The organism is Candidatus Rhabdochlamydia oedothoracis (assembly GCF_019453995.1).
GTDB lineage: Bacteria > Chlamydiota > Chlamydiia > Chlamydiales > Rhabdochlamydiaceae > Rhabdochlamydia > Rhabdochlamydia oedothoracis.
In genome coordinates this window covers 1,399,996-1,423,562 of sequence record NZ_CP075587.1, presented here as the reverse complement: position 1 = coordinate 1,423,562, position 23,567 = coordinate 1,399,996, and the positions used below count along the sequence as shown (strand labels likewise).

Here is a 23,567-nt window from a genome sequence, read left to right as displayed (position 1 = left end):
ACTTTAAAAGCAGAATTATTTGATGGTTTGTGACAGGGCTTAAGCATGAAGAATTTCCTTTGCATTTACCAGATCTAATAAATAATCTTTACGACATGATGCAATGAAGCGCCGTTTACGTAAACTGACCTTGCTTGTCTTATCTTTTTGTAAAAGATTCAAAGTAGCCCGTCGGGCTATAGATAGATTTTCAGCTCCATTTCCTTTTCTAACACGACTTAAATCCTCTCGGAAATTAACATCAAGTTGCCAATGCAATTTGTTTTCGATGCTCCAGTGATTACGCACTTCCTTTGCAAGACGTTCTGCATTAGCAGGTAGACTTGAAATAAAATACCGAATTTCACAGCTATTCCTCTCTTGCGATTTCTTCTGTACTTTTACGCATATCACAAGCTATGCAGCTTCTTCCAATTTCTCAGTCGCCCATACTTCTCTTATCTCACTACGTCCTCGAGTACATTTTTCAGACCGCCAATAATCACAGCTAGCTTCTTCCGGTATAACGTTCTGTGCTTGTTCAAAAAAGTTATGAGCTTCTGCATGTAAGTGGTCTTGATTGCCTTTAAGAGCAATAACATAATCTCCTCCCTGGGAACAAATCTGTTCTACTACTATTTTGTGACAACCGGCTGCATCGATTGTTACAACAACTCCTTTAATATTTAATATAGTAAGCAGGCTTTGAATGGTCTCTAGTTCCTTTCCTTTTCCAGAACATTTAAGATGTCCCAACACAAGACTTTGCTCAGAAGCAAAAGCGCTTACCATATGGATAGGATCTATTGTCTTATTACCAGAACCGCATAATGTCTTGCCGTCAATGGCAATACTGTCTCCTCCAAATGCCTGAGCTATGGACTGAGTCCACTGCATAAAACATGTACGGAACGAATGAGGATTTAAAAAGGCAAAAAACCTCTCATAGGTATCATGAGAAGGAGCTCCATATTTGCAGATATTAACAGATTGTAACCAATCGAGGTTCATCTGTGTCCACAAGCTAAAGCCCATGTAATCATCTTGTCCACATAGCATGGCTAGGATAGATGTGCTGATAATATCATGAAGGCTATCTAGTTGATTGCGCGCCTTTCTTGGGTCTGGTAATTTCGAAAAATGCATCATAATAGATGAAGAATGAATGAATCCTTCCATTTTATACTCCTTATGAAAAAGGAGCCAGAATCATTTTTTATCTCTCAATTATCAAGCAAAATCTTCATGCGTTGGCCCTGTGGTTTTTGATAAGACGGTTTATTAATTTTCATGTATATAGTGGTTCCGATTCAATCGTATAGAAAAATATTTTGTTTTGTGTTAAGCTATTGAGCATGAAAAAACTGATCCCTAGCCAGATAGCTGACTTAGAACACAAGTTAAAGCATCCAAAAGACTATTCTGAACGGAATAGGCTTTGTGTAATTTTGGGCTATGATGAGGGTATACTTATTTGCATTCAAATTAAGAGTTTGAGTGTATAAACATTTTTATACAAAAGATAACATCTTCTTGCAAAATAGAGCAGTTTTTTCAAAAAAAACTAGTTATGCAATTCTTAATTTGAAATCAAACTAGTATACGACCAGGGATGTTCCCTCTTCCAGAAGTTCCCTTTCTCTGCTTGTTATATTTTTTCCCTTGATGACGGAGCTCTCTATGCTGAGAATTTTTTCTAAGAGCCTGTTTAAAATCTTTTCAGTAAGGTATAATGATAGTTTTCATAAAACCTTTGGAGGTCATTATGACCCGCTCTTATCCAAGCGATATTTCTCGTAAACAATTTAGCAAAATCCATCTAATACTTGAGTCTACACGCAAAAAAACACATCCACGAAGAGTTGATCTATATGATATTTTTTGTGGAATTTTGTACATTTTAAAAAGTGGTTGCCAGTGGCGTATGTTACCCATAGAATATCCTAAATGGGAATTATGTGGCCCTTTCAACCTTGAAGTGCACAAAAAAGAACATATAAATACTTGAAAAAACATCTATTGTGCACCCGAGCATAGCATGTTTGTAGATAATCTCGTAAACACTTCTAGTGGAGTTTCGAAGTTGAGAGCCTTTCTAGGTCTGTTATTTAGTAAAGTTTCCACCCTTTCTATATCCTTAGAAGTCGTATCTAAAAAGCTTTGTGTTTTAGGAAAATATTGCCTAACTAGTCCGTTTGTATGCTCATTTAAGCCTCTTTCCCAAGAATGGTAGGGCGTTGCAAAGTAGAAGTCTGTCTCTAGCTCGAAACTAACCATTTGGTGATAGGCAAATTCTTTTCCGTTGTCTGCTGTTAATGTGTGTACAAAATCTTTGATAGGTTTAAGTTGTTCAATTAACGCTTGACTTACTTCCTCTGCAGTTTTATGAGAAACTTTGGCGAGCTTAGTTAGCTTGGAAGTTCTTTCTACCATTGATACAATTACGCCTTTATGTCCTGCCCCTATGACTGTATCTAGTTCCCAGTCTCCTAAACGAGTCTTTTTTTCTACAATACAAGGCCGTTGCTTAATATCTATACGACCAGGCATGTTCCCTCTTCCAGAAGCTCCCTTTCTCTGCTTGTTATATTTTTTCCCTCGATGACGGAGCTCTCTATAAAGCTGTCCTCCCTGTCGTTTATCTTTCCAGATATGATTATAGATGGTCTCATGACTAACATGTTCTTTACCATGTCTTTTAAGCCATCCGGATATTTGTATAGGGCTCCATTGCAACTTGATTTTTTCTTCAATACGGGTAACTATTTGAGGAGTCATTTTTTTATTGGGCTGAGAATTTTTTCTAAGAAATGCTTTTTCTTGAGCTTGCTGATGACGGTATCCTCGTTGCCCTTTATTTCTCTTAAGTTCCCTACTAATAGTGCTATGATGAACTTTTAGAATGTTTGCTATTGAGCTAGATGTATCTCCTCTAGCTTTTAAAATATAAATCTGACATCTTTGGTCATAGGTTAGGTGATGGTAGCCTTTAGGCAAGGTCTCTCCTTGTGTTTGATTGTTAAAAATCACAATAGAGATTCTTTCATCGCCTGCCTATTCTTTTTTTAATTCTTCTGTGCACTTCAAACTTGAAAAGACTTGTTATTATTATTTCCATCATTGGAATAAAAAAGATGATAAAAATTCTAAGAGTATTCTTGAAATAGTTTTAAAAAAAATTGGTTGGCGAGGTCAGAAAAAGCAGTGGTCGGAAAGAGAAAACAAGCTTTGTAATTATTGATGCTCAAAGTGTTAAAAATACTGATACAATGGGTTGTAGAGCGTTCTTTTGCGTGGATAGAAAAATGTCGCAGGCTATGGGAAAATTGCGAAAGAAAACTACATACAAGCTTGAATATGGTGGTTCTCGCTTTTATTGCTCTACTTTTGAAAAGATTTTAAACAGGCTCTAAGAAATGCTTTTTCTTGAGCTTGCTGATGACGGTATCCTCGTTGCCCTTTAATTTCTCTTAAGTTCCCTACTAATAGTGCTATGATGAACTTTTAGAATGGTTGCTATTGAGCTAGATGTATCTCCTCTAGCTTGTAAAATATAAATCTGACATCTTTGGTCATAGGTTAGGTGATGGTAGCCTTTGGGCAAGGTCTCTACTTGTGTTTGATTGTTAAAAATCACAATAGAGATTCTTTCATCGCCTGCCTATTCTTTTTTTTAATTCTTCTGTGCACTTCAAACTTGAAAAGACTAGTATTAAAAAATATCCTAATTGTATTTTCTTTTTTTTATTGTATATTTTGTCAATAAAGTTGATTGTTTTTCACTTCTTTTATTAATATTGCTGATTTTAAAACAAAGCAAGTGTATTTTTTTATTTAAGTTCTTAGGTCAAGGAGATTTTTATGAAGCAGAGTAGGCTAACTACTTGGGTTTTAAATGGTTTTTGTTGGATCATTCGCAAATTGCTCTGCTTGCGCTATCGCATTGAGGTTTGTGGTCGGGAGAGCATCAAAAACCATTCTTTTAAAAAACCAGGTGGGATTTTATTTTTGCCTAATCATCCTGCTGAAATAGATCCTGTGATTGTAGAGAGTCTTCTATGGCCTTTATTCCGACCTCGGCCCCTCGTAGTTGAGCATTTTTATTACCTTAAAGGATTTCGTTGGTTTATGGACCTAGTTAAGGCTATTCCTTTGCCGACAATGGATGTATTGGCTAGTAAGTGGCGTGGGAAAAAAGTAGACCAGTGCATGCAAGAAATTGTTAAAGGTCTTAAGAGAAAAAATCATTTCATGATTTATCCCTCTGGTCGCTTAAAAATTTCCGGTTTTGAAATCATTGGTGGAGCTTCTTTTGTGCATCGTTTAATTCAACTCTGCCCAGATCTTAATATAGTATTAGTACGAACGACAGGGCTTTGGGGAAGTCAATTCTCTCGGGCGATAACCGGAATATCTCCTAATTTTGGCCAAATCTTAAGAAGATGTGCTAAACTTTTATGTAAAAGTGGATTCTTCTTTATGCCCAAGCGCAATGTAAAAGTAGAATTTTCTCTGCCTTCTTTAGATTTTCCTTGGGATGCGACACGTGTAGATTTTAATAAGTATTTAGAAGAATGGTATAATCGCTATCCTAAACCAGGAGCAGAACCATTAACGCTTATCTCTTATTCTCGTTGGAAGAAAAAAATTCCAAAGATTACGCAACAGCAAGTTTCCATCGAGTTAATCGCAAATCAGATAGTAACCTCTGATGTGCAAAAAACGATTTTTGCCCATTTAAGCAGACTATCAGGACGTCCTAAAGGCAAGATCACAAGGGAAATGAATCTATCTCGTGATCTAGGTCTTGATTCGTTGGACATTGCAGGCTTATGTGTATTTTTGGAGGAACAATATGCGGTGATTGGAGTAAATCCAGAAAAATTACAAGTTGTTGAAGATCTTTTGCAAAGCGCTTCCGGTCCTGAAAAAGAAAAAAATAAAAGTAACATATTGCCACCATTGCCAGCGGCTTGGGTGGAAAAGAAGAAACGTCCAAGTATAGAGATTCCGGAAGGGAAAACGGTGGGACAAGTTTTGTTGCGTAGCTTGGATAGAATGTCTTCCTTTGTTGCTTGTGCTGATCATATAGCAGGAGTATTCTCCTATTCCAGTTTTAAACGTTCTGCCTTAGCACTTAGTACATATTTTCGTTCTCTTTCAGGAGAATATATAGGGGTTCTTTTGCCTTCTTCTGTTGCCGCGTATCTTGTGATCTCTGCAATTTGGCTATCTAATAAGATCCCTGTTATGTTGAATTGGACAATGGGAACTCGCTCTTTAGATCATGCAGTCGATCTTGTTAAGTTGCAATTTGTTGTGACCTCTCATCGGTTTTTAGACCGTTTAAATGAAGTGGACTTTGGTAAATTAGAAGAAAATCGAATGCTCTTTTTAGAGGATATTAAACAAAAGATAGGAATTGTAACTAAATTAAAAGCAGCAATGGGTTCTGTATTATCTAGTGAATTTTTAGTTGGCTATCTTGGTTTAGATAAAATAAAAAAAGACCAGAACGCAGTCATTTTATTTACTAGTGGAACAGAGGCTTTTCCAAAAGCTGTTGCTCTATCGCATGAGAATTTGCTGATTAATCAAAGGGATTGTATTGCTCTTAATATTATAGAATTTGGATCTTGTCTTTATGCGGTATTACCTCCCTTTCACTCTATGGGATTTTCTCTTACAGGAATGATGCCGATTTTAGCTGGAATTAAAACCTGTTATGCTCCTGATCCAACGGATAGCTATGGGATGGCACAGGATATAGCCTATTGGAAATCAACGACGTTTTGTTGTTCACCAAGTTTTATTCAAGGGCTTTTTCGAGTAGCAAAGCCCAAGGAACTAGACTCCTTGCATCTTATTTTATCAGGAGCAGAAAAAGCTCCTGATGAACTGTTTACTTATGTAAAGCGGTTTTTACCAAAAGCTCAGCTGATTGAAGGATATGGAGCCACAGAATGTAGTCCTTTAGTTACAAGTAATCTCCGAGGAAGAAGTGCGAATGGAGTTGGTTTCCCCTTGAAGCATACAGAAATCTGTATTTTGGATGTAAACACAAAAGAGCCTAAACCATTAGGGCAAGAAGGGGAGATCTGTATCTCAGGTTTAAACGTGTTTAAAGGATATCTTGATTCTAGCTCTAATCCTTTTATTGTTTTTCAAGAAAAAATATGGTATACTTCGGGTGATTTAGGCTATATTACTCCTGAAGGATCGCTTATTTTATCTGGTAGACTAAAAAGAGTGATTAAGATTGGCGGTGAGATGATTGGCTTAGGTGGTATAGAAGATAAGCTAATAGAGGTGGCGCATCATAAACAGTGGTTAACAGGTGAAAAAGAGGGAGCTGGTTTAGCAATTAGCATGCGAGAGGTAGCAGCAGAAAAACCTCAATTGATTCTATTTACTACTTTTTCTGTTTCTAAAGAGGAAATTAACACTATTTTGAAAGAAGAAGGGTTTGGAAAAATTGTAAAGGTTTCCGAAGTGCGCAAGATTTCGCAAATACCTTTAACAGGCACTGGAAAAAAGAATTATCGCTTATTAGATGAATTGAGTAAAACAAATAATGATGCATTTAAAGATTTATAATACAGAAAGTAGAAAAAAAGAAGAGGTACTACCTTTAGACGGTAAAACAATCCACATGTATACATGTGGTCCCACTATTTATCATTATGCACATATTGGAAATTTTCGTACCTATGTTGCAGAAGATCTCTTGCGTAGAAGTTTGAAGCTTTTAGGATATCAGGTCATACAAGCAATGAATATCACGGATATTGATGATAAGACGATTAAGGCAGCAATCGTACAAAAAGTATCTTTGCATGAATACACAAGACCTTACGAAGAGGCTTTTTTCGAGGATCTTCATTCTCTTAACATAGAACCTGTCGAATATTATCCTCGAGCTACAGGGTATATAGAAGAAATGATTTTGATTATTCAGAAGCTGCTCGAGTTAAAAATAGCCTATCAAGGGGTAGACAAAAGCATTTATTTTTCCATTGCCAAGTTTCCTTCCTATGGGCGTCTTTCACATCTTTGCCTAGATCAGTTAGAAGCTGGTGCTTCTAATCGGATGTCAGAAGATGAATATGAAAAAGAAAACATAGCAGATTTTGCTTTATGGAAAGCTTATGATCCAGAAAAAGAGCGGGGGATTTATTGGGATAGTCCATTTGGCCCTGGACGCCCAGGATGGCATATAGAATGCTCTGCTATGGCTATGAAATTACTGGGCTCTAGTATCGATATTCATGCTGGAGGAGTAGACAATATGTTTCCTCATCATGAAAATGAGATTGCTCAATCAGAGGCATTTTCTTGTTCACGGTTTGTCAAATATTGGGTGCATATAGAGCATCTTTTAATCGATCATAAGAAGATGTCAAAAAGCTTAGGTAACTTCTATACCTTGCGAGATCTTATTGCAAAAGGATATGAGGGGCGTTATATTCGTTATCTTTTACTACAAACCCATTATCGCACCCAGCTTAATTTTACTTTTAGAGCTTTAGAAGCAGCGCGTGCTTCTCTGCAGAGAATAGATGATTTCATTGCACGACTGAAGACATTGGAGATGGATCTAAAAGTAGAGTCTACTATAGAAATTTTGAAAACAGCAGAAGAGATGTTTTATATCCATCTTGCAGATGATTTAAATATTTCTGCAGCCCTAGCTGCTGTGTTTGAATTGATTCGTCAAGTGAACACCGTTTGTGATGAAAAGAGGGTCTCTTTAAGTGAAGCGAAAAAAATATTTACCTTCCTACAAAAAATCGATACTGTACTGGGATGTATCTTTGTAGAAGAAGAATGCATACCAGAGGATCTACAAGAGGCTCTACGTTTAAGACAACACGCGCGCAGAGAGAAAAACTGGAAATTAGCCGATAACTACCGTGATAAAATTCAGACACGAGGGTATTGTATAGAAGATAGTCCTCAAGGCCCACGTTTAAAAAAAATGAGAACCATATGACACAAAAAGCCATGACAAAAGATGAGATCTTTGTGCTTAAGCTCTATGAATTAGCCATGCAATCAGGAACTCCTTATGGGCAAATTGATTGCTTAGAGGTAGCTAAAGCCATTGGGCAAAATACCAAAGGCGCACAAGTTATCGCACGCGACTTAGCTCAGGCTAATTTTATTAAGAAAGCAGAAGGCAATAGGGTTTATCTCACTAATCAGGGTTTAAAACTTGTCAGTCAAATTATCGAGCAGCAACAAAAAAGCTAGCTTTTTTATTTAAATTTTCAAACTCTTTAAACCATTCTCTTAGAGCCTGTTTAAAATCTTTTCATTAAGGTATAATGATAGTTTTCATAAAACCTTTGGAGGTAGTTATGAACCGCTCTTATCCAAGCGATATTTCTCGTAAACAATTTAGCAAAATCCATCTAATACTTGAGTCTACACGCAAAAAAACACGTCCACGAAGAGTTGATCTATATGATATTTTTTGTGGAATTTTGTACATTTTAAAAAGTGGTTGCCAGTGGCGTATGTTACCCATAGAATATCCTAAATGGGAATTATGTGATTATTATTTCCCTCTTTGGAATAAAAAAGATAGTCTTTTCAAGTTTGAAGTGCACAGAAGAATTAAAAAAAGAATAGGCAGGCGATGAAAGAATCTCTATTGTGATTTTTAACAATCAAACACAAGGAGAGACCTTGCCTAAAGGCTACCATCACCTAACCTATGACCAAAGATGTCAGATTTATATTTTAAAAGCTAGAGGAGATACATCTAGCTCAATAGCAAACATTCTAAAAGTTCATCATAGCACTATTAGTAGGGAACTTAAGAGAAATAAAGGGCAACGAGGATACCGTCATCAGCAAGCTCAAGAAAAAGCATTTCTTAGAAAAAATTCTCAGCCCAATAAAAAAATGACTCCTCAAATAGTTACCCGTATTGAAGAAAAAATCAAGTTGCAATGGAGCCCTATACAAATATCCGGATGGCTTAAAAGACATGGTAAAGAACATGTTAGTCATGAGACCATCTATAATCATATCTGGAAAGATAAACGACAGGGAGGACAGCTTTATAGAGAGCTCCGTCATCGAGGGAAAAAATATAACAAGCAGAGAAAGGGAGCTTCTGGAAGAGGGAACATGCCTGGTCGTATAGATATTAAGCAACGGCCTTGTATTGTAGAAAAAAAGACTCGTTTAGGAGACTGGGAACTAGATACAGTCATAGGGGCAGGACATAAAGGCGTAATTGTATCAATGGTAGAAAGAACTTCCAAGCTAACTAAGCTCGCCAAAGTTTCTCATAAAACTGCAGAGGAAGTAAGTCAAGCGTTAATTGAACAACTTAAACCTATCAAAGATTTTGTACACACATTAACAGCAGACAACGGAAAAGAATTTGCCTATCACCAAATGGTTAGTTTCGAGCTAGAGACAGACTTCTACTTTGCAACGCCCTACCATTCTTGGGAAAGAGGCTTAAATGAGCATACAAACGGACTAGTTAGGCAATATTTTCCTAAAACACAAAGCTTTTTAGATACGACTTCCAAGGATATAGAAAGGGTGGAAACTTTACTAAATAACAGACCTAGAAAGGCTCTCAACTTCGAAACTCCACTAGAAGTGTTTACGAGATTATCTACAAACATGCTATGCTCGGGTGCACAATAGATGTTTTTTCAAGTATTTATATGTTCTTTTTTGTGCACTTCAAGGTTGAAAGGGCCTAAGAAATGCTTTTTCTTGAGCTTGCTGATGACGGTATCCTCGTTGCCCTTTATTTCTCTTAAGTTCCCTACTAATAGTGCTATGATGAACTTTTAGAATGTTTGCTATTGAGCTAGATGTATCTCCTCTAGCTTTTAAAATATAAATCTGACATCTTTGGTCATAGGTTAGGTGATGGTAGCCTTTAGGCAAGGTCTCTCCTTGTGTTTGATTGTTAAAAATCACAATAGAGATTCTTTCATCGCCTGCCTATTCTTTTTTTAATTCTTCTGTGCACTTCAAACTTGAAAAGACTTTAGAAAAAATTCTCAGCCCAATAAAAAAATGACTCCTCAAATAGTTACCCGTATTGAAGAAAAAATCAAGTTGCAATGGAGCCCTATACAAATATCCGGATGGCTTAAAAGACATGGTAAAGAACATGTTAGTCATGAGACCATCTATAATCATATCTGGAAAGATAAACGACAGGGAGGACAGCTTTATAGAGAGCTCCGTCATCGAGGGAAAAAATATAACAAGCAGAGAAAGGGAGCTTCTGGAAGAGGGAACATGCCTGGTCGTATAGATATTAAGCAACGGCCTTGTATTGTAGAAAAAAAGACTCGTTTAGGAGACTGGGAACTAGATACAGTCATAGGGGCAGGACATAAAGGCGTAATTGTATCAATGGTAGAAAGAACTTCCAAGCTAACTAAGCTCGCCAAAGTTTCTCATAAAACTGCAGAGGAAGTAAGTCAAGCGTTAATTGAACAACTTAAACCTATCAAAGATTTTGTACACACATTAACAGCAGACAACGGAAAAGAATTTGCCTATCACCAAATGGTTAGTTTCGAGCTAGAGACAGACTTCTACTTTGCAACGCCCTACCATTCTTGGGAAAGAGGCTTAAATGAGCATACAAACGGACTAGTTAGGCAATATTTTCCTAAAACACAAAGCTTTTTAGATACGACTTCCAAGGATATAGAAAGGGTGGAAACTTTACTAAATAACAGACCTAGAAAGGCTCTCAACTTCGAAACTCCACTAGAAGTGTTTACGAGATTATCTACAAACATGCTATGCTCGGGTGCACAATAGATGTTTTTTCAAGTATTTATATGTTCTTTTTTGTGCACTTCAAGGTTGAAAGGGCCTTTCAATTACAAGAATTATTCGATAGAGATATAGAACCAGATTGGCTACTGATTTTTAAAAAGACCAAAACTTAAGTTATTTTTGTTAGGATTGGAACACATTCAGATTTGTTCTAAATGAATTATAGATTATAAGGATATCAAAGTAAGAGTAAATAATATTTATTCTTAAGTTTTTATTTTAAAACAGAAGAAAATATCTCTTTTGCTGATGAATATCCTCTTCTCTACTTGCAGTTTTGCAAATAACTCTCTAAAATAGTGGAAAATTTCAAAGAGATCCATCTATGCAAAAGCCAGATTACTATGAACATGAAGAATTTCAAAATCGTTTACGTAAATTAGAGGAGATTAAACAACTAGGAATTGATCCTTATCCTCCTACTTTTTCTCCTGAAAATACCGCTCAACAATTACACACAAAATGGCTAGATAAAAAAACTGGGATTAGCGAAGAAGCGGAACAAGAAAAAACAGAAAAAACCTCTATAGCTGGCAGGCTTGTGCTCTTTCGTGGAATGGGGAAGAATGCTTTTGCTCAATTACAGGATGAAACAGGTCGTATCCAAGTGATGTTTAATAGAAATACCACCTGCGTAGATGGTTTTCAACCCAGTGGAGAAATGAGCTCCCTAAAGTTTTTGGAAAAGAAGATCGACTTAGGGGATTTTTTAGGAGTAGAGGGGTATTTATTTCATACGCATAAAGGGGAACTTACGCTTTTTGCTCATAGAGTAAAAATACTTTGTAAAAGCTTACTTCCGCTCCCTGATAAATATAGTGGACTTGCAGATAAAGGTGTGCGATATCGCAAGCGCTGGCTTGATTTAATTGCAAACCCTGATGTAGTGCACACTTTTGTCATGCGCTCTCGTATTTTAGAGCTTATACGTAAGTATTTTCATAGATTAGGCTTTATAGAAGTAGAAACACCTGTCCTACAAAATACTTATGGAGGCGCTTCTGCAAAACCTTTTGTAACCCATCTCCATGCGTTAGATCAAGAAATGTTTTTGAGGATTTCTCTAGAAATTCCTTTAAAAAAATTGATTGCAGGAGGACTTTTAAAGGTCTTTGAAATGGGAAAGGTATTTCGCAATGAAGGAATCGATCGCACTCACAACCCAGAGTTTACTGAGCTAGAGGCTTATGCTGCCTATTGGGATTATAACGACATGATGCAGCTAGTGGAAAATCTATTTGAAGAATTAGCCCTTAAGTTATTTAATACCACTCAGCTAACCTTTCAAAAAGAAACAGAAGAAGTAACTATTGATTTAAAGACCCCTTGGAAGCGCCTTTCTATGAAAGATAGCATTCTTACCTATGCTAAAATAAACATAGACCAAATGAGTGAAAAAGAGCTCTCTGATTATTTGATTAAAAATACCGCTCTTGATCCAAAAGAATTGCAGAAAGCTAGTAAAGGGGTTTTAATTGCACATACTTTTGAAGAGTTTGTAGAAGAACATCTGATCCAACCTCACCATATCATCGATCATCCGATTGAAACCACCCCCCTTTGCAAACTACATCGCGATCCAAAACTGAAACAAGAGCGCTTTGTAGAAAGATTCGAGACTTTCATCCTAGGCTCAGAGTTTTGTAATTCCTATACAGAGCTCAATGATCCTATTCTACAAAGAGAGCTTTTAGAAGCCCAAGCAGAAAAACGTGCTGCAGGCAATGAAGAAGCCTCTCCTTTAGATGAAGAGTTTTTAGAATCGATTTGCCAGGGCATTCCCAATACCGGCGGGATGGGAATGGGGATTGACCGCTTAGTAATGCTACTCACAAAAGCCACCTCTATTCGAGATGTCCTCTTTTTCCCTATTATGCGTCCAGAAGAATAAAATTTGAAGAGCTGTATTAAATACAGCTCCGTCTTTATTAAAGACATAAAGAATCGTGAGCTTCTCGAGTGATGCCCTGGAAACTTCTAACCATGAAAAGGCTAAATAGACCGAGCACACTATTAGCAAAAAAAGGCATGCTACCCCAAGTTGCCCCTTCACTTCCAGAATAAGCTCCAAGTCCTACAATAGATCCACCTATTAATAAATTTGCTGCAGAAAATGCAATGAAACCTTTGACAAAGGGTTTTTGAAATCGACTAAAGTCTTGTCGATTCACTCGATGGTATCCATATGGTGTATGTAAAATCCCTTCTCGTTCCAATTCTGGAGAAATAGGCTCAGATATAGAACCATACTGTAAAGTTGGTGGTACTGTCATAAATAACCTCCTCAAATATAAGCACTGCTGGTCAAATTAAAAATTCGTATAACGAACATAAAATATTTTTATGTTTACAATCTATACTTTTTTTAAGTTTTGCAAATAAGTATAAAGGAGATTTTTTATGGGTAAAAAAGAGGCTAATACACCCCTTGTGGACCAAGGTAAAGAAATACATCAACAAGCTAAAAATAAACTAACGACTTCTCAAGGGGTCCCCATTTCAGATAATCAAAATTCTCTTCGTGTAGGCTCCTCTGGATCTTCACTCTTAGAGCCTGTTTAAAATCTTCTCATTAAGGTATAATGATAGTTTTCATAAAACCTTTGGAGGTAGTTATGACCCGCTCTTATCCAAGTTCTCGTAAACAATTTAGCAAAATCCATCTAATACTTGAGTCTACACGCAAAAAAACACGTCCACGAAGAGTTGATCTATATGATATTTTTTGTGGAATTTTGTACATTTTAACAAGTGGTTGCCAGTGGCGTATGTTACCCATAGAATATCCTAAATGGGAATTATGTTATTATTATTTCCATCTTTGGAATAAAAAAGATGATAAAAATTCTAAGAGTATTCTTGAAATAGTTTTAAAAAAAATTGGTTGGCGAGGTCAGAAAAAGCAGTGGTCGGAAAGAGAAAACAAGCTTTGTAATTATTGATGCTCAAAGTGTTAAAAATACTGATACAGCGGAGAAGAAAGGATATGATGCAGGGAAAAAAATATCAGGAATAAAAAGACATATAGCAGTCGATACCCAAGGGCTTCCTCATGCGATTCACATTACCACCGCTAATATCACTGACAGAAATGGGTGTATAGAAGCATTTTCACTACATAAAAACCATTTGTTCGGTGTAAAAAATGTTTTAGCAGATGGAGGATATTCTGGAGAGAAATTTGCAAAGAGCGTGCAGGAGATATTAGGATGTATAGTAGAAATAGCCAAAAGAAATACACTCCATACTTTTACAGTTATTCCCAAAAGATGGGTTGTAGAGCGTTTTTTTGCGTGGATAGAAAAATGTCGCAGGCTATGGAAAAATTGCGAAAGAAAACTACATACAAGCCTGAATATGGTGGTTCTTGCTTTTATTGCTCTAATTTTGAAAAGATTTTAAACAGGCTCTTAGATCCATTGAATAAGGTTTAGGCATTTCTCTACCTCCATAATATTTTGTTGGAAAAAAATATACAACTTTATCAATAAAATTTTAAATAACTATAATAGAGAGGTTATGCTCAGAACAATAATTTTTTCCTGTTTTTCTATCTGCTTTACAACCACAGACGAAAATCTTTTGGATCCCACAGATCCCAATCGTATTCCGTAACTTTTAAGCAAGCTCCTTACAACCTCAATGTTGAGTTTATCTCTTTGTTTTTCAAATAGATAAACGAATTTTTCTCGGTGAAAATCCTAAAAGCTATAAGGATTGAATCGAATAAGAAAAAATACACTGGTTTTATGAAAATGAAATACAAAGAAATGGGTGACTTATAGATAGATACATATAGTATTAGTTGTTTATAATTATTAACTATGCTTTGTGCAATTGCAGTTTATGTGAGGCAGTTTAAAAACCTCGTATTCAGGTAGATGTTTGCTCAGAAAAACTCCTCTTAAACTATGCTAAAAAAAAGTGGACAAAGGATCCACATCGATAGAGAGTTTGATCTCTTTGTGTTGTGGTATCTGATGTAATGGGAGGAGTATAGGGATCAATTTTTTCGCTTTAATGAGAAACTGATAGCGGAATAGATCTTTAATTTTAGCATGACCGCAGGCAATAAGCGGTAGAATTTCACAGTTATTTATCAGTTTTCTCTTTAGATCTTTTCGAATTTTTTCTGCATATTCTACAACTTGGGATTCTATTTTTCCGCTAAAAATCAGTTTTACAAGCCTGGTAAAAGGAGGATAGCAAAATAGCCTACGTGTTTGTATTTCTTGAGCAAAAAAACCTTCAAAGTTTTGTTGTTGTGCTAGAGAGAGAATCATGTGCTCTGGAAGAAGGGTTTGGATGAGCACTTCTCCTAATAGAGATCCTCTTCCAGATCTTCCAGCTACTTGCGTGAGCAATTGGAAGGTGGTTTCACTAGCTCGGAAATCAGGAATTTGCAAGTTGCTATCAGCCATGAGAACACCTACTAATGTCACTAAAGGAAAATGCAGGCCTTTTGCGATCATTTGTGTTCCGATCAACACATCAGCTTTGCCTGTGCGAAACTGTTTTAATAATAGTTCGTGGCTTCCTTTGTGACGAGTTGTATCCCTGTCAATACGCAGTGTGCGCGCTTCTGGTAGAAGAGCCTTTAAAGAACGCTCTACTAATTCTGTGCCGACCCCTTTAAATTTTAGTTGTCCTTCCGCATGGCATTTAGGACAAGATTTAGGGGGAGGGAAAAGAGAGAAGTCGCATAGATGACACGTAAATCGGTTTTCTTTGAAATAAAAGGTCAAAGAGATATCGCAATGAGGACAACTTATAACGTATGAACAGTTTAAGCATAGTTGTGAAGTGTGATAGCCCCTTCGGTTTAAAAAAAGCAGAACCTGTTCACCAAGTGCTATCTTCTGTTTAATTTTCTCAATCAATATTTCAGAAAATAGAGTGAATCCCTTGGCTTTTTGATATTGAGGGCGCATATCAACGATTTGTATTTGTGGCAAATGAGCTTTGTCCGCTCGTTTGGACAACGTATTTAAATGGTATTTATCTAAAAGAGTATTTTGATAGCTTTCTAAGCTAGGTGTTGCACTGCCCAGGATTACTGTTGCTTGGTTTAGCTTAGCACGCATAACAGCTATATCACGTGCATGGTATCTAGGAGACTCTTCTGTTTGTTTGTAAGAGCTCTCATGTTCTTCATCAACAATGATTAGACCTAAGTGGCAAGTAGGGCTAAATATAGCAGATCTAGCTCCAATGACAATAGGAGTGATATGAGTGGCGATATTATGCCAAGCATCTCTTTTTTCCCCAGCAGAGATCCGATAGTGCAAAATGGATAATTTTTGCAAAAATCTACTTCTTAATCTTTCAATGGTTTGAGAAGTTAAGGCAATTTCTGGCACAAGAAAGATGATGCTTTTTCCTTGTTCTAGTGCATGTTGAATAGCTTGTAAATATACTTCTGTTTTTCCACTTCCCGTCACTCCATATAGTAGATGTGTCTGAAACAGGTTTGTATTTAAGCTGTGTTTTATAGATTCAAGCGCTTTTACCTGTTCAGGATTTAATGCTTTTGGTTTGGTTCTAAAAAACTCCCATTCTAACAATTTAGAGCGATCAATGGTAATCGAAGAGCAACTTAGTATATTTTTTTTAATCAGTGTATTAATAGGGCTACGAGAGACATTTGCTTTTTCCATCAGTTCACTAAGCAATAATCCTTTAGGAGCTTGTAGAAGAGTCGATACTACTTCAGCTTGCGTATGAGAGGTTAAACGCAAGCTTTCGCATAACTCTTTTAACCTTGATTTATCAAGAAGAGGTTTTATAAATAACTGTTGTTTAGTCCCTGTATCTTTGCGCACGCTAGGTGGCAGGATAACTTGCAAGACTTTACGTAAAGGACAGCAATAGTAATGTGCCATCCATTTAGCAAGAGAGACTAGATCTTTGGGTAAAACAGGCGTATCTAAAAGCTCGATGATTTTACGTAGCTTTTTTACTGGAGAGTTTTGCTTAATTTCGATAACCGTAGCTAATCTGGTAGATCCTTGTAGAGGAACCTTTACACGAGATCCAATATAAATACGACCTATAAAGCTCGGACAGACCTTATAGTCAAGAGTCATATTAATAGCTTGGTCTAAAATTACAGAGACGATGCTGCCGGAGTTAAGATCTGACATAGAGATTTCCAAAGAGCGGTTTTTTGATCAGGCTGTGTATATATTTCTAATGTTTCAAGAACAATAAGAGCAGCAGTTGCTAGAAAGTGCTGGTTTTTCTCTTGTTTATAATACAGCATCAATTCAGTGTATTGCTGCGCTGCCTGCGTGAGAATGATCAATTTAAAGCTATTTTTTTTGAAAAAAGATTCCCAGCCTTTTTCTTTTTCTAATTTTGTACCAGAAATTAATTTGGTAACGGATAAACGATCATGAATAGCTCTTGCGAGATCTTTTAAAAAAAGAAGTTCTTCATTGGAAATAGGACCAGTAATGATTACCACTTCTATTTGCTCGCTCCAGGCGTTAGCTGCTTTTTGTGCTTTGAGATCATCGAGTATTGTATCGTGTAATTTCATATTAGGGGCAATCTTCTGGAGGACAGATCGAACAGAAGGCCAACGATCAACAGGTGCTTGTTTTAAAATAGCCTTCTGTTTTACTGCTTGTGGTTTTATCAAAGGCTTTTTGACAGGAAGATGAAAAAATCCGTAAGTCTCTGGTGAAATACGTAAAGAGCAAGGGCTTTCTTTGAGTAAACTGGCTGTTTGTTTAATCAGATCAAATAGTTCTTTCTGAAATGGATTCTGTGTAAACATAAGAGTACATGCTTTTTATTCTATCTGGATATTACATGAAGTCTTAGATTGTTTACAGGTTTAGTTCTTAGGAACAAAAAAGCATTATTTTATTTCTTAAACTTGGATAAATTCTATTTTTTGAAATTTAATCAAGATTCATGTTAGCTTATGTCAATACATTTTTCCTTTGGTGAAATCATGGCCATTCCACAGAAGAGTTTATCTTTTTCAACATCTTTTATTCCTTTTTCAGAAAATGTTTTTCATGAGGAACCTGTGAGCATTTTTCAAGATAACCTTAATCAATTAAAAACCCATTCCTCAGAGTTCAAGTTAATTGATAAAGCAATACAGAGGATTTCAAAAGGTGATCTTAAGCCACAAGTTGCATGGAAAATCTTTAACGATAAAATAGCTGATTATAAAACAGTAATAAACCCCTTTCCTGTCATATCCTGCCTACAAGATCTACAGAAACTAGAAATACAGCTAGAAGATCATTTTTTAGAGCAGCTTTGGAATGTTTTAATAGATAGTGGTGCTCCTCAGCTAAATTCAATAACCAAAAAAAGAGAGTGGTTTGAAGATGAAAAGAATCAATCTTTATTAGATACAATAACTGTTCTAGATTTGCGAAATTCTGAACTTATTTTTCTACCTAGAGAAATGTATCAATTACGTAATTTAAAAAAGTTAGATCTTAGTCAAAATCAAATTGAATTTTTACCAGAATCGATCAAAGTTTGGACGCAGCTTGAGGAGCTAGACCTTAGCTTTAATCAACTGATAACGCTACCTGATCGTGGAATTGAGCATTTAACAAACTTAAAAAATCTAAATGTAAGCGGTAATACTCTTAAGCGTCTGCCTCGATCCATTGGATATCTTAAAAACTTGAAAATACTCAATGTTGAGGAGAATTGCTTAAAAGAGCTCCCAAAAGAGATTAGGCAATGTAGTTTTTTAGAAGTGCTTAAAGTATCGAGCAATGAATTATCCCAATTACCTAGGGAACTTAAAGATTTAACCTCTCTTACGGAATTTTCTGCTGCTGATAATGAATTAAGGTATTCATCTGAAGAATTACAAGCACTTGGAGTAAATAGCTGGGAACAAATAGAAAAAGTAGACCTCTCGCAAAACTATCTAAATACAACAGTAGAGGTTCTTCAAACCTTATGGACAAATGCAAGTATCATTAGGCATAGCCACTATGAAAAAGTGTAAACTCTGAAGTTTTTTTCATCTCTTTAGCTTCAAGCATCTGACCTTTTTTAAAAAAAGTTCGATATTCAAGATGCAAAAAAGTCAATATTTGGTAAATATTTTATTTTCATGAAATAAATTTTATATTAACTCATTGTCAATGAATTCTAGCACAATCAGCTACACCAAACAGACTTCCTGATTTAAAAAACCGCTAAAATGGTTTTAATTCATTTCAAAGAGGGAAGAAGCATATGCTATAGGGTCAAATCGCTCTAATTCTTCCATTTTCTCACCTGTGCCAATCCATTGAATAGGAACGTGAAGTTTTTTGTAGATTGAAAGAACTATGCCCCCTTTAGCAGAACCATCGAGTTTAGTCATAATTAACCCTGTTAAGGGAGTGAACTTATGAAAGGTTTCTGCTTGATCGATAGCATTTTGCCCTGTGGTTGCGTCTAAGACAAGCAGGGTTTCGTGAGGAGCTGAAAGGATCGGTTTTTGCATGACGCGTTTCATCTTCTCCAGCTCTTGCATAAGAGCTGTTTTATTTTGTAGGCGACCTGCTGTGTCGATTAAGACTATATCTATGTTGCGAGCTTTAGCAGCTGTTAATGTGTCAAAGACGACAGCTGAAGGGTCAGCACCGGTTTTACCTTTGACAATATCTACTCCGATTTGATTAGTCCAAAGCTCTAGTTGCTCTACTGCTGCAGCGCGAAAAGTATCCGCTGCTCCAATTAATACTTTTTTATCTTGTTTTTTAAATTGATAGGCGAGTTTTGCAAGGGAAGTGGTTTTTCCACTGCCATTAACCCCTACGATCAAAATCACATGAGGTGTTTTCTCTTCTGAGTGCTTAAGAGAAACAAGGGGAGGTTCTTGAAGTATAGATAACGTGTATTCATAAAATATCTTTAAAATATCGTTGATTTCCGCTTTAGGTTGTAGGCGTAGGGTACTGCGTGCTTTTTCAACGAGCAAAGAAGCACATTCTGATCCTAGATCTGCTTCAAAGAGAATTTGCTCTAGCGCTTCGAAGGTTTCTTCGTTCCATGGCTTCCCAAATAAAGAGCGAATTCTATGGGAAAGAGCAGACCTGGTTTTAGACATAGCCTGCTTAATTTTTTGAAAGCCTTCTTTAAGAAAACCAAACATAAGGACCCTTTTTTAATTGCTTGAAAAAAAACTCTATCAGATAAAGAGATTCAAGCAAAGCAAAGAGAAACAAAATGAATACACACGAATATCAAGCCAAAGAGATACTTATATCCTATAAGATACCCATCCCGAGATTTGGGATAGCCAGTTCTATCGAAGGCGTAGAAGCTGTCTTAAGAGATCTTTCTCTAGAAGAAGCTGTAATAAAAATTCAGGTTCATGCCGGAGGAAGAGGTAAAGCTGGAGGCGTAAAAATTGCACATGGCCGACAAGAGATCCTTAAAACTACGCGGAAACTGATAGGGATGAAAATGGTCAATAACCAAACGGGATCTCAAGGGGTGATTGCACATCAAGTTTTAATTTCTGAAGTGGTTGCGATTAAAAAAGAGTATTACTTAAGTGTTGTTATCGACCGAGAGAAGAAGCAAGTTGTTTTAATCGCTTCTGCAGAAGGAGGGGTAGAGATTGAAGAGATTGCGCTTAAAAATCCTGAGAAAGTTTTAACGATTCCCATTGGCTTAAGCGGTGTCTTGCGCCCTTTTCAAAAAATCCAGTTGATTAAATTTATGCAGTGGAAAGCAGAAATGGCTAAACAGGGTGCTCAAATAGCACAAAGTTTAGTACAAGCTTTCATGGATACCGATGCATCTTTGTTAGAGATTAACCCTTTGGTTGCTGATCAAAATCATCAACTCTGGGCTTTAGATGCTAAGCTTGTAGTTGATGACAATGCGCTTTTTAGACAGCAGAAGATCGCCGATTTTTACGATCCTTCACAAGCAATACCAAATGAGGTGAAGGCCAAAGAACATGATTTAGCCTACATTGCTTTAGAAGGTAATATTGGTTGCATGGTCAATGGAGCAGGACTTGCTATGGCTACAATGGATATCATTCAATATTATGGGGGCAAACCTGCTAATTTTTTAGATGTAGGAGGAGGCGCTTCTAAAGAAAAAGTAGCTGAGGGGTTTAAGATCATTTTAAGCGACCCTAATGTAAAAGCTATATTGGTAAATATTTTTGGTGGGATTATGAATTGTGCCACATTAGCAGAAGGAATTATAGCAGCGGTTAAGGAAATAAAGATCCATGTTCCTTTAGTTGTGAGAATGGAAGGAACTAATGTAGAAGAAGGAAGGCGACTTTTAGAACATGCTCATTTAGCAATCATTACAGTGGATGGTCTGGCTAATGCGGCAAAGAAGGTAGTTGAAACGCTCAAAGGTAAGGAATAAATGGCTATTTTAATTCATAAAAATACACGTGTAATTACTCAAGGAATTTCTGGCAGATCTGGGCGTTTTCATACAGAGCAATGTCTGTTATATGGATCACGATTTGTAGGAGGAGTCACTCCTGGTAGAGGAGGAGAGACCATTTTAGATTTACCGGTCTTTGACACTGTTAGGGAAGCTAAAAAAAAAACAGAGTGTGATGCAACGGTCATTTTTGTGCCGGCTCCGTATACAGCAGATGCTATTTTAGAAGCAGAAGACGCTGGAATTGCACTGATTGTCTGTATTACAGAAGGAATCCCTGTCAAAGATATGCTAGAGGTTTCCAGAGTTATGCAACTGAGTAAATTCAGTCGTCTCATTGGACCAAACTGCCCTGGCATCATTACACCAGGGGAGTGTAAGATTGGGATTATGCCAGGATATATTCATAAAAAAGGAAAAATTGGCATCGTTTCTAGATCGGGAACCCTTACCTATGAAGCGGTTTGGCAAACCACTCAGCTAGGTCTTGGGCAAACAACTTGTGTGGGAATTGGAGGAGATCCTTTAAATGGAACAAACTTTATTGATGTGATAAAACTTTTTCAAGAAGATCCTAAAACACAAGGAATTCTTTTAATAGGAGAGATCGGAGGCTCCGCTGAGGAAGAAGCTGCAGAGTGGATTAAAGAGCATTGCTCTAAGCCTGTAGCAGCTTTCATTGCAGGAACCACCGCACCAAAAGATAAACGCATGGGTCATGCAGGTGCGATTATTTCTGGAGGAAAAGGAGGCGCTCGCGATAAGATAAACGCATTAAAAAACGCTGGGGCGTTTATAGCAAAATCTCCTGCAGAAATGGGACAAGCTATGGCGGAAGCATTAGATAGGTTTTAAAATATGTTGTACATTCCAGGTCGTATTCCCATTATCATTCATCCTGCATTTTGGGTATTTTCCGCGCTTATTGGTTATGTAAATAGTTTAAGTTTACTAGGGACTCTGGTTTGGATTGCAGTGATTTTTATCTCTGTTCTTTTTCATGAATTCGGTCATGCATTAACAGCGTTTTGTTTCAAACAAAAGCCTCGTATAGAGTTAGTTGCTTTAGGAGGACTTACTTATCATGAAGGGAAGAGATTAAAATTTGGCAAACAATTTCTGATTGTTTTCAACGGACCTTTTTTTGGATTTATTTTATTTGGAATAGCTACTTTTCTTCTGCAATACCCAGCTTTAGGTCAAGGGAATCTAGGATTAATACTACGGCTTTTACAAGGGATAAATCTATTTTGGACCATTTGTAATTTGCTGCCTGTTTTCCCCTTAGATGGAGGGCAGCTTTTGCGCATCATTTTAGAAGCTATTTGGGGAGTAAAGGGGATTAAGTATTCTCTGATTACAAGTATTGTGATAGCACTAGTATGCAGTTTGTTATTTTTTTTAATGCAGGGGTTTTTTATTGGATCTTTACTGTTTCTTTTAGCCTTTCAAAGCTACGATACCTATCGTAAATCACGAGCAATGAGCAGCTCAGATCGCAATCAAAAGCTACACGGGCTCATGGAAAAAATAGAGGCAACAACCGATAAAAAAGTTGCTATGGACCTTTGTGAAAAAGTTCGTATTCAAGCCAAAAAGGGAATGATTTTTAATCAAGCAACGGAGTACCTTGCTTTCTTATGTCTTGAGCAAGATTTATATAAACAAGCCTACGATTTGTTATTACCTATTCAAAAAGAGATTAACATTGAAGCTCTTTGCCTTCTACATAAAGCAGCCTTTGATCAGAAAGAGTTTTCTTTAGTAACGCAGATTGGAGCGCAATGCTTTCAATCCAAACCTCATCCAGATATTGCGATTCGCAATGCTTGTGCAAGTGCTGCTCTTAAGGAGCCTACAGCCGCAGTTGGCTGGCTAAAAACCGCAGTGGACGAAGGAGTTGTTAATGTAGAATCTATGTTAGCTAAATCTATATTTGATCCGATCCGACAAGATCCACTATTTCAAGAATTACTTGACGTTTTATCAAAGGAGGATTAAATGTTGCTTTGGCTTATTTGTTTTCTATGCATCTCATTAACGGTTTGTGCAGAAGATAAAAAAAAACCAAGACCTAGACAAGCTCAGCCTCATTTTGTAGGAGTGGGTCGGCCTAAGAATCAAATGACCAAGAAAAAACAATCTCCTACCGATAAATACTTTTTAAGTAAAACCCCTCTAAAAAAACGCAAACAAAAAAAGATTGCAAAAAAGACAGAAAATCAAGAAGAACGTCCCTTTTATCAAAAACCAACGGATGTTGATAAAAGTTTAATTGTGAAATAGGACTTTCTCAAAACTCATTTACAGTCTATGATTTACTCACTTTTTTTAGAGCAGCAAGAGCACGGGTATGTGTT

22 protein-coding genes and 5 pseudogenes are annotated in these 23,567 nt (G+C 36.7%); 18 read left to right on the top strand and 9 right to left on the bottom strand.

What is annotated here, in order from left to right:
- Positions 1-39: 39 nt before the first annotated feature.
- Positions 40-1,125, bottom strand: a pseudogene (locus tag RHABOEDO_RS10930) (ISAs1 family transposase).
- Between the two features lie 209 nt (positions 1,126-1,334).
- On the opposite strand from RHABOEDO_RS10930, the gene RHABOEDO_RS07850 reads away from it, so the two are divergent.
- Together RHABOEDO_RS07850 and RHABOEDO_RS07845 are read left to right on the top strand one after the other, a co-directional pair.
- Positions 1,335-1,484 carry a hypothetical protein gene (locus RHABOEDO_RS07850; RefSeq protein ID WP_220017518.1) on the top strand — a complete coding sequence of 50 codons (150 nt, stop codon included), beginning with the start codon at positions 1,335-1,337 and terminating at the stop codon, positions 1,482-1,484.
- A 260-nt stretch (positions 1,485-1,744) separates the two neighbouring features.
- Positions 1,745-1,930: pseudogene (locus RHABOEDO_RS07845) on the top strand (transposase); the annotation flags it as partial.
- A 65-nt stretch (positions 1,931-1,995) separates the two neighbouring features.
- On the opposite strand, the gene RHABOEDO_RS07840 reads toward RHABOEDO_RS07845, so the two are convergent.
- Positions 1,996-3,009: an IS30 family transposase gene (locus tag RHABOEDO_RS07840; RefSeq protein WP_215216525.1), complete on the bottom strand. Its 1,014-nt coding sequence runs from the start codon at positions 3,007-3,009 to the stop codon at positions 1,996-1,998.
- Between RHABOEDO_RS07840 and RHABOEDO_RS07835 the strand changes: the two genes are divergently transcribed.
- Both RHABOEDO_RS07835 and RHABOEDO_RS07830 read left to right on the top strand, forming a co-directional pair.
- Positions 2,996-3,220, top strand: a complete 225-nt coding sequence (locus RHABOEDO_RS07835) for a hypothetical protein (RefSeq protein ID WP_220017516.1) — start codon at positions 2,996-2,998, stop codon at positions 3,218-3,220. The genes RHABOEDO_RS07840 and RHABOEDO_RS07835 overlap by 14 nt on opposite strands.
- A 26-nt stretch (positions 3,221-3,246) precedes the next feature.
- Positions 3,247-3,381 (top strand): annotated as a pseudogene (locus RHABOEDO_RS07830) (IS5/IS1182 family transposase); the annotation flags it as partial.
- A 58-nt stretch (positions 3,382-3,439) separates the two neighbouring features.
- Here the strand turns inward: RHABOEDO_RS07830 and RHABOEDO_RS07825 are convergent.
- Entirely contained in the window at positions 3,440-3,616 is a 177-nt protein-coding gene (locus tag RHABOEDO_RS07825; RefSeq protein ID WP_215216868.1) for a helix-turn-helix domain-containing protein, read from the bottom strand.
- A 224-nt stretch (positions 3,617-3,840) separates the two neighbouring features.
- Here RHABOEDO_RS07825 and RHABOEDO_RS07820 point away from each other — a divergent pair, with 224 nt between their 5' ends.
- The 5 genes and pseudogenes from RHABOEDO_RS07820 (at position 3,841) to RHABOEDO_RS07800 (ending at position 9,651) form a co-directional block, all read left to right on the top strand.
- Positions 3,841-6,576, top strand: a complete 2,736-nt coding sequence (locus tag RHABOEDO_RS07820) for an AMP-binding protein (RefSeq protein WP_215217561.1) — start codon at positions 3,841-3,843, stop codon at positions 6,574-6,576.
- Entirely contained in the window at positions 6,557-7,972 is a 1,416-nt protein-coding gene (cysS, locus tag RHABOEDO_RS07815) for a cysteine--tRNA ligase (RefSeq protein WP_215217562.1), read from the top strand. The genes RHABOEDO_RS07820 and cysS overlap by 20 nt, the downstream gene beginning before the upstream one ends.
- Positions 7,969-8,232, top strand: a complete 264-nt coding sequence (locus RHABOEDO_RS07810) for a hypothetical protein (protein WP_215217560.1) — start codon at positions 7,969-7,971, stop codon at positions 8,230-8,232. Before cysS ends, RHABOEDO_RS07810 begins: the two co-directional genes overlap by 4 nt.
- Before the next feature lie 107 nt (positions 8,233-8,339).
- Positions 8,340-8,561 (top strand): annotated as a pseudogene (locus RHABOEDO_RS10925) (transposase); the annotation flags it as partial.
- Between the two features lie 76 nt (positions 8,562-8,637).
- Positions 8,638-9,651, top strand: coding sequence for an IS30 family transposase (locus tag RHABOEDO_RS07800; protein ID WP_215216525.1), 1,014 nt, complete (start codon positions 8,638-8,640; stop codon positions 9,649-9,651).
- 39 nt (positions 9,652-9,690) lie between these two features.
- On the opposite strand, the gene RHABOEDO_RS07795 is transcribed toward RHABOEDO_RS07800, so the two are convergent.
- Positions 9,691-9,933 (bottom strand): helix-turn-helix domain-containing protein, encoded by a 243-nt coding sequence (locus RHABOEDO_RS07795; protein WP_220017514.1) that lies wholly within the window; start codon positions 9,931-9,933, stop codon positions 9,691-9,693.
- Between the two features lie 84 nt (positions 9,934-10,017).
- Here RHABOEDO_RS07795 and RHABOEDO_RS07790 point away from each other — a divergent pair.
- Positions 10,018-10,794 (top strand): annotated as a pseudogene (locus RHABOEDO_RS07790) (IS30 family transposase); the annotation flags it as partial.
- A 343-nt stretch (positions 10,795-11,137) separates the two neighbouring features.
- Positions 11,138-12,703 carry a lysine--tRNA ligase gene (gene lysS, locus RHABOEDO_RS07785; RefSeq protein WP_215217722.1) on the top strand — a complete coding sequence of 522 codons (1,566 nt, stop codon included), beginning with the start codon at positions 11,138-11,140 and terminating at the stop codon, positions 12,701-12,703.
- 37 nt (positions 12,704-12,740) lie between these two features.
- On the opposite strand, the gene RHABOEDO_RS07780 is transcribed toward lysS, so the two are convergent.
- Positions 12,741-13,085, bottom strand: a complete 345-nt coding sequence (locus tag RHABOEDO_RS07780; RefSeq protein WP_215217721.1) for a hypothetical protein — start codon at positions 13,083-13,085, stop codon at positions 12,741-12,743.
- A gap of 127 nt (positions 13,086-13,212) precedes the next feature.
- Here RHABOEDO_RS07780 and RHABOEDO_RS07775 point away from each other — a divergent pair, with 127 nt between their 5' ends.
- Both RHABOEDO_RS07775 and RHABOEDO_RS07770 read left to right on the top strand, forming a co-directional pair.
- A complete protein-coding gene (locus RHABOEDO_RS07775; protein ID WP_215217720.1) occupies positions 13,213-13,374 on the top strand; it encodes a hypothetical protein in 162 nt (53 codons plus the stop codon).
- Between the two features lie 53 nt (positions 13,375-13,427).
- A protein-coding gene (locus RHABOEDO_RS07770) for an IS5 family transposase (protein ID WP_434062185.1) occupies positions 13,428-14,214 on the top strand; the annotation gives its coding sequence in 2 pieces (ribosomal slippage) (positions 13,428-13,685 and positions 13,687-14,214; 786 coding nt in all).
- A gap of 101 nt (positions 14,215-14,315) precedes the next feature.
- Here RHABOEDO_RS07770 and RHABOEDO_RS11170 read toward each other — a convergent pair.
- From RHABOEDO_RS11170 to RHABOEDO_RS07760, 3 genes are all read right to left on the bottom strand, one after another.
- Positions 14,316-14,438, bottom strand: a complete 123-nt coding sequence (locus RHABOEDO_RS11170) for a hypothetical protein (RefSeq protein WP_281069544.1) — start codon at positions 14,436-14,438, stop codon at positions 14,316-14,318.
- Between the two features lie 288 nt (positions 14,439-14,726).
- Positions 14,727-16,955: a replication restart helicase PriA gene (priA, locus tag RHABOEDO_RS07765; RefSeq protein WP_215216898.1), complete on the bottom strand. Its 2,229-nt coding sequence runs from the start codon at positions 16,953-16,955 to the stop codon at positions 14,727-14,729.
- Positions 16,919-17,593 carry a hypothetical protein gene (locus RHABOEDO_RS07760; protein ID WP_215216899.1) on the bottom strand — a complete coding sequence of 225 codons (675 nt, stop codon included), beginning with the start codon at positions 17,591-17,593 and terminating at the stop codon, positions 16,919-16,921. Before RHABOEDO_RS07760 ends, priA begins: the two co-directional genes overlap by 37 nt.
- Positions 17,594-17,851: 258 nt before the next feature.
- Here RHABOEDO_RS07760 and RHABOEDO_RS07755 point away from each other — a divergent pair, with 258 nt between their 5' ends.
- Positions 17,852-18,802 (top strand): leucine-rich repeat domain-containing protein, encoded by a 951-nt coding sequence (locus RHABOEDO_RS07755; RefSeq protein WP_220017512.1) that lies wholly within the window; start codon positions 17,852-17,854, stop codon positions 18,800-18,802.
- 204 nt (positions 18,803-19,006) lie between these two features.
- Here RHABOEDO_RS07755 and ftsY read toward each other — a convergent pair whose 3' ends face one another.
- Positions 19,007-19,894 carry a signal recognition particle-docking protein FtsY gene (ftsY, locus tag RHABOEDO_RS07750; protein WP_434062184.1) on the bottom strand — a complete coding sequence of 296 codons (888 nt, stop codon included), beginning with the start codon at positions 19,892-19,894 and terminating at the stop codon, positions 19,007-19,009.
- A gap of 119 nt (positions 19,895-20,013) precedes the next feature.
- Here ftsY and sucC point away from each other — a divergent pair, with 119 nt between their 5' ends.
- From sucC to RHABOEDO_RS07730, 4 genes are read left to right on the top strand one after another with little or no spacing between them, the layout of a single operon-like run.
- Positions 20,014-21,183, top strand: a complete 1,170-nt coding sequence (sucC, locus tag RHABOEDO_RS07745; protein WP_215216902.1) for an ADP-forming succinate--CoA ligase subunit beta — start codon at positions 20,014-20,016, stop codon at positions 21,181-21,183.
- Positions 21,184-22,062, top strand: a complete 879-nt coding sequence (gene sucD / locus RHABOEDO_RS07740) for a succinate--CoA ligase subunit alpha (RefSeq protein ID WP_215216903.1) — start codon at positions 21,184-21,186, stop codon at positions 22,060-22,062. It abuts the gene before it with no gap.
- Positions 22,063-22,065: 3 nt separating this feature from the next.
- A complete protein-coding gene (locus tag RHABOEDO_RS07735) occupies positions 22,066-23,208 on the top strand; it encodes a site-2 protease family protein (RefSeq protein WP_215216904.1) in 1,143 nt (380 codons plus the stop codon).
- Positions 23,209-23,493 (top strand): hypothetical protein, encoded by a 285-nt coding sequence (locus tag RHABOEDO_RS07730; protein WP_215216905.1) that lies wholly within the window; start codon positions 23,209-23,211, stop codon positions 23,491-23,493.
- Positions 23,494-23,567 lie beyond the last annotated feature (74 nt).

What these genes read in the sequence shown, in the direction of transcription:
- cysS (WP_215217562.1), top strand. Translation starts at nt 6,557, where the DNA reads ATGCATTTAAAGATTTATAATACAGAAAGTAGAAAAAAAGAAGAGGTA.
- lysS (WP_215217722.1), top strand. Translation starts at nt 11,138, where the DNA reads ATGCAAAAGCCAGATTACTATGAACATGAAGAATTTCAAAATCGTTTA.
- sucC (WP_215216902.1), top strand. Translation starts at nt 20,014, where the DNA reads ATGAATACACACGAATATCAAGCCAAAGAGATACTTATATCCTATAAG.
- priA (WP_215216898.1), bottom strand. Translation starts at nt 16,955, where the DNA reads ATGTCAGATCTTAACTCCGGCAGCATCGTCTCTGTAATTTTAGACCAA.
- RHABOEDO_RS07735 (WP_215216904.1), top strand. Translation starts at nt 22,066, where the DNA reads ATGTTGTACATTCCAGGTCGTATTCCCATTATCATTCATCCTGCATTT.
- RHABOEDO_RS07775 (WP_215217720.1), top strand. Translation starts at nt 13,213, where the DNA reads ATGGGTAAAAAAGAGGCTAATACACCCCTTGTGGACCAAGGTAAAGAA.
- RHABOEDO_RS07810 (WP_215217560.1), top strand. Translation starts at nt 7,969, where the DNA reads ATGACACAAAAAGCCATGACAAAAGATGAGATCTTTGTGCTTAAGCTC.
- RHABOEDO_RS07730 (WP_215216905.1), top strand. Translation starts at nt 23,209, where the DNA reads ATGTTGCTTTGGCTTATTTGTTTTCTATGCATCTCATTAACGGTTTGT.
- RHABOEDO_RS07820 (WP_215217561.1), top strand. Translation starts at nt 3,841, where the DNA reads ATGAAGCAGAGTAGGCTAACTACTTGGGTTTTAAATGGTTTTTGTTGG.
- ftsY (WP_434062184.1), bottom strand. Translation starts at nt 19,894, where the DNA reads ATGTCTAAAACCAGGTCTGCTCTTTCCCATAGAATTCGCTCTTTATTT.
- RHABOEDO_RS07760 (WP_215216899.1), bottom strand. Translation starts at nt 17,593, where the DNA reads ATGTTTACACAGAATCCATTTCAGAAAGAACTATTTGATCTGATTAAA.
- RHABOEDO_RS07850 (WP_220017518.1), top strand. Translation starts at nt 1,335, where the DNA reads ATGAAAAAACTGATCCCTAGCCAGATAGCTGACTTAGAACACAAGTTA.
- RHABOEDO_RS07780 (WP_215217721.1), bottom strand. Translation starts at nt 13,085, where the DNA reads ATGACAGTACCACCAACTTTACAGTATGGTTCTATATCTGAGCCTATT.
- sucD (WP_215216903.1), top strand. Translation starts at nt 21,184, where the DNA reads ATGGCTATTTTAATTCATAAAAATACACGTGTAATTACTCAAGGAATT.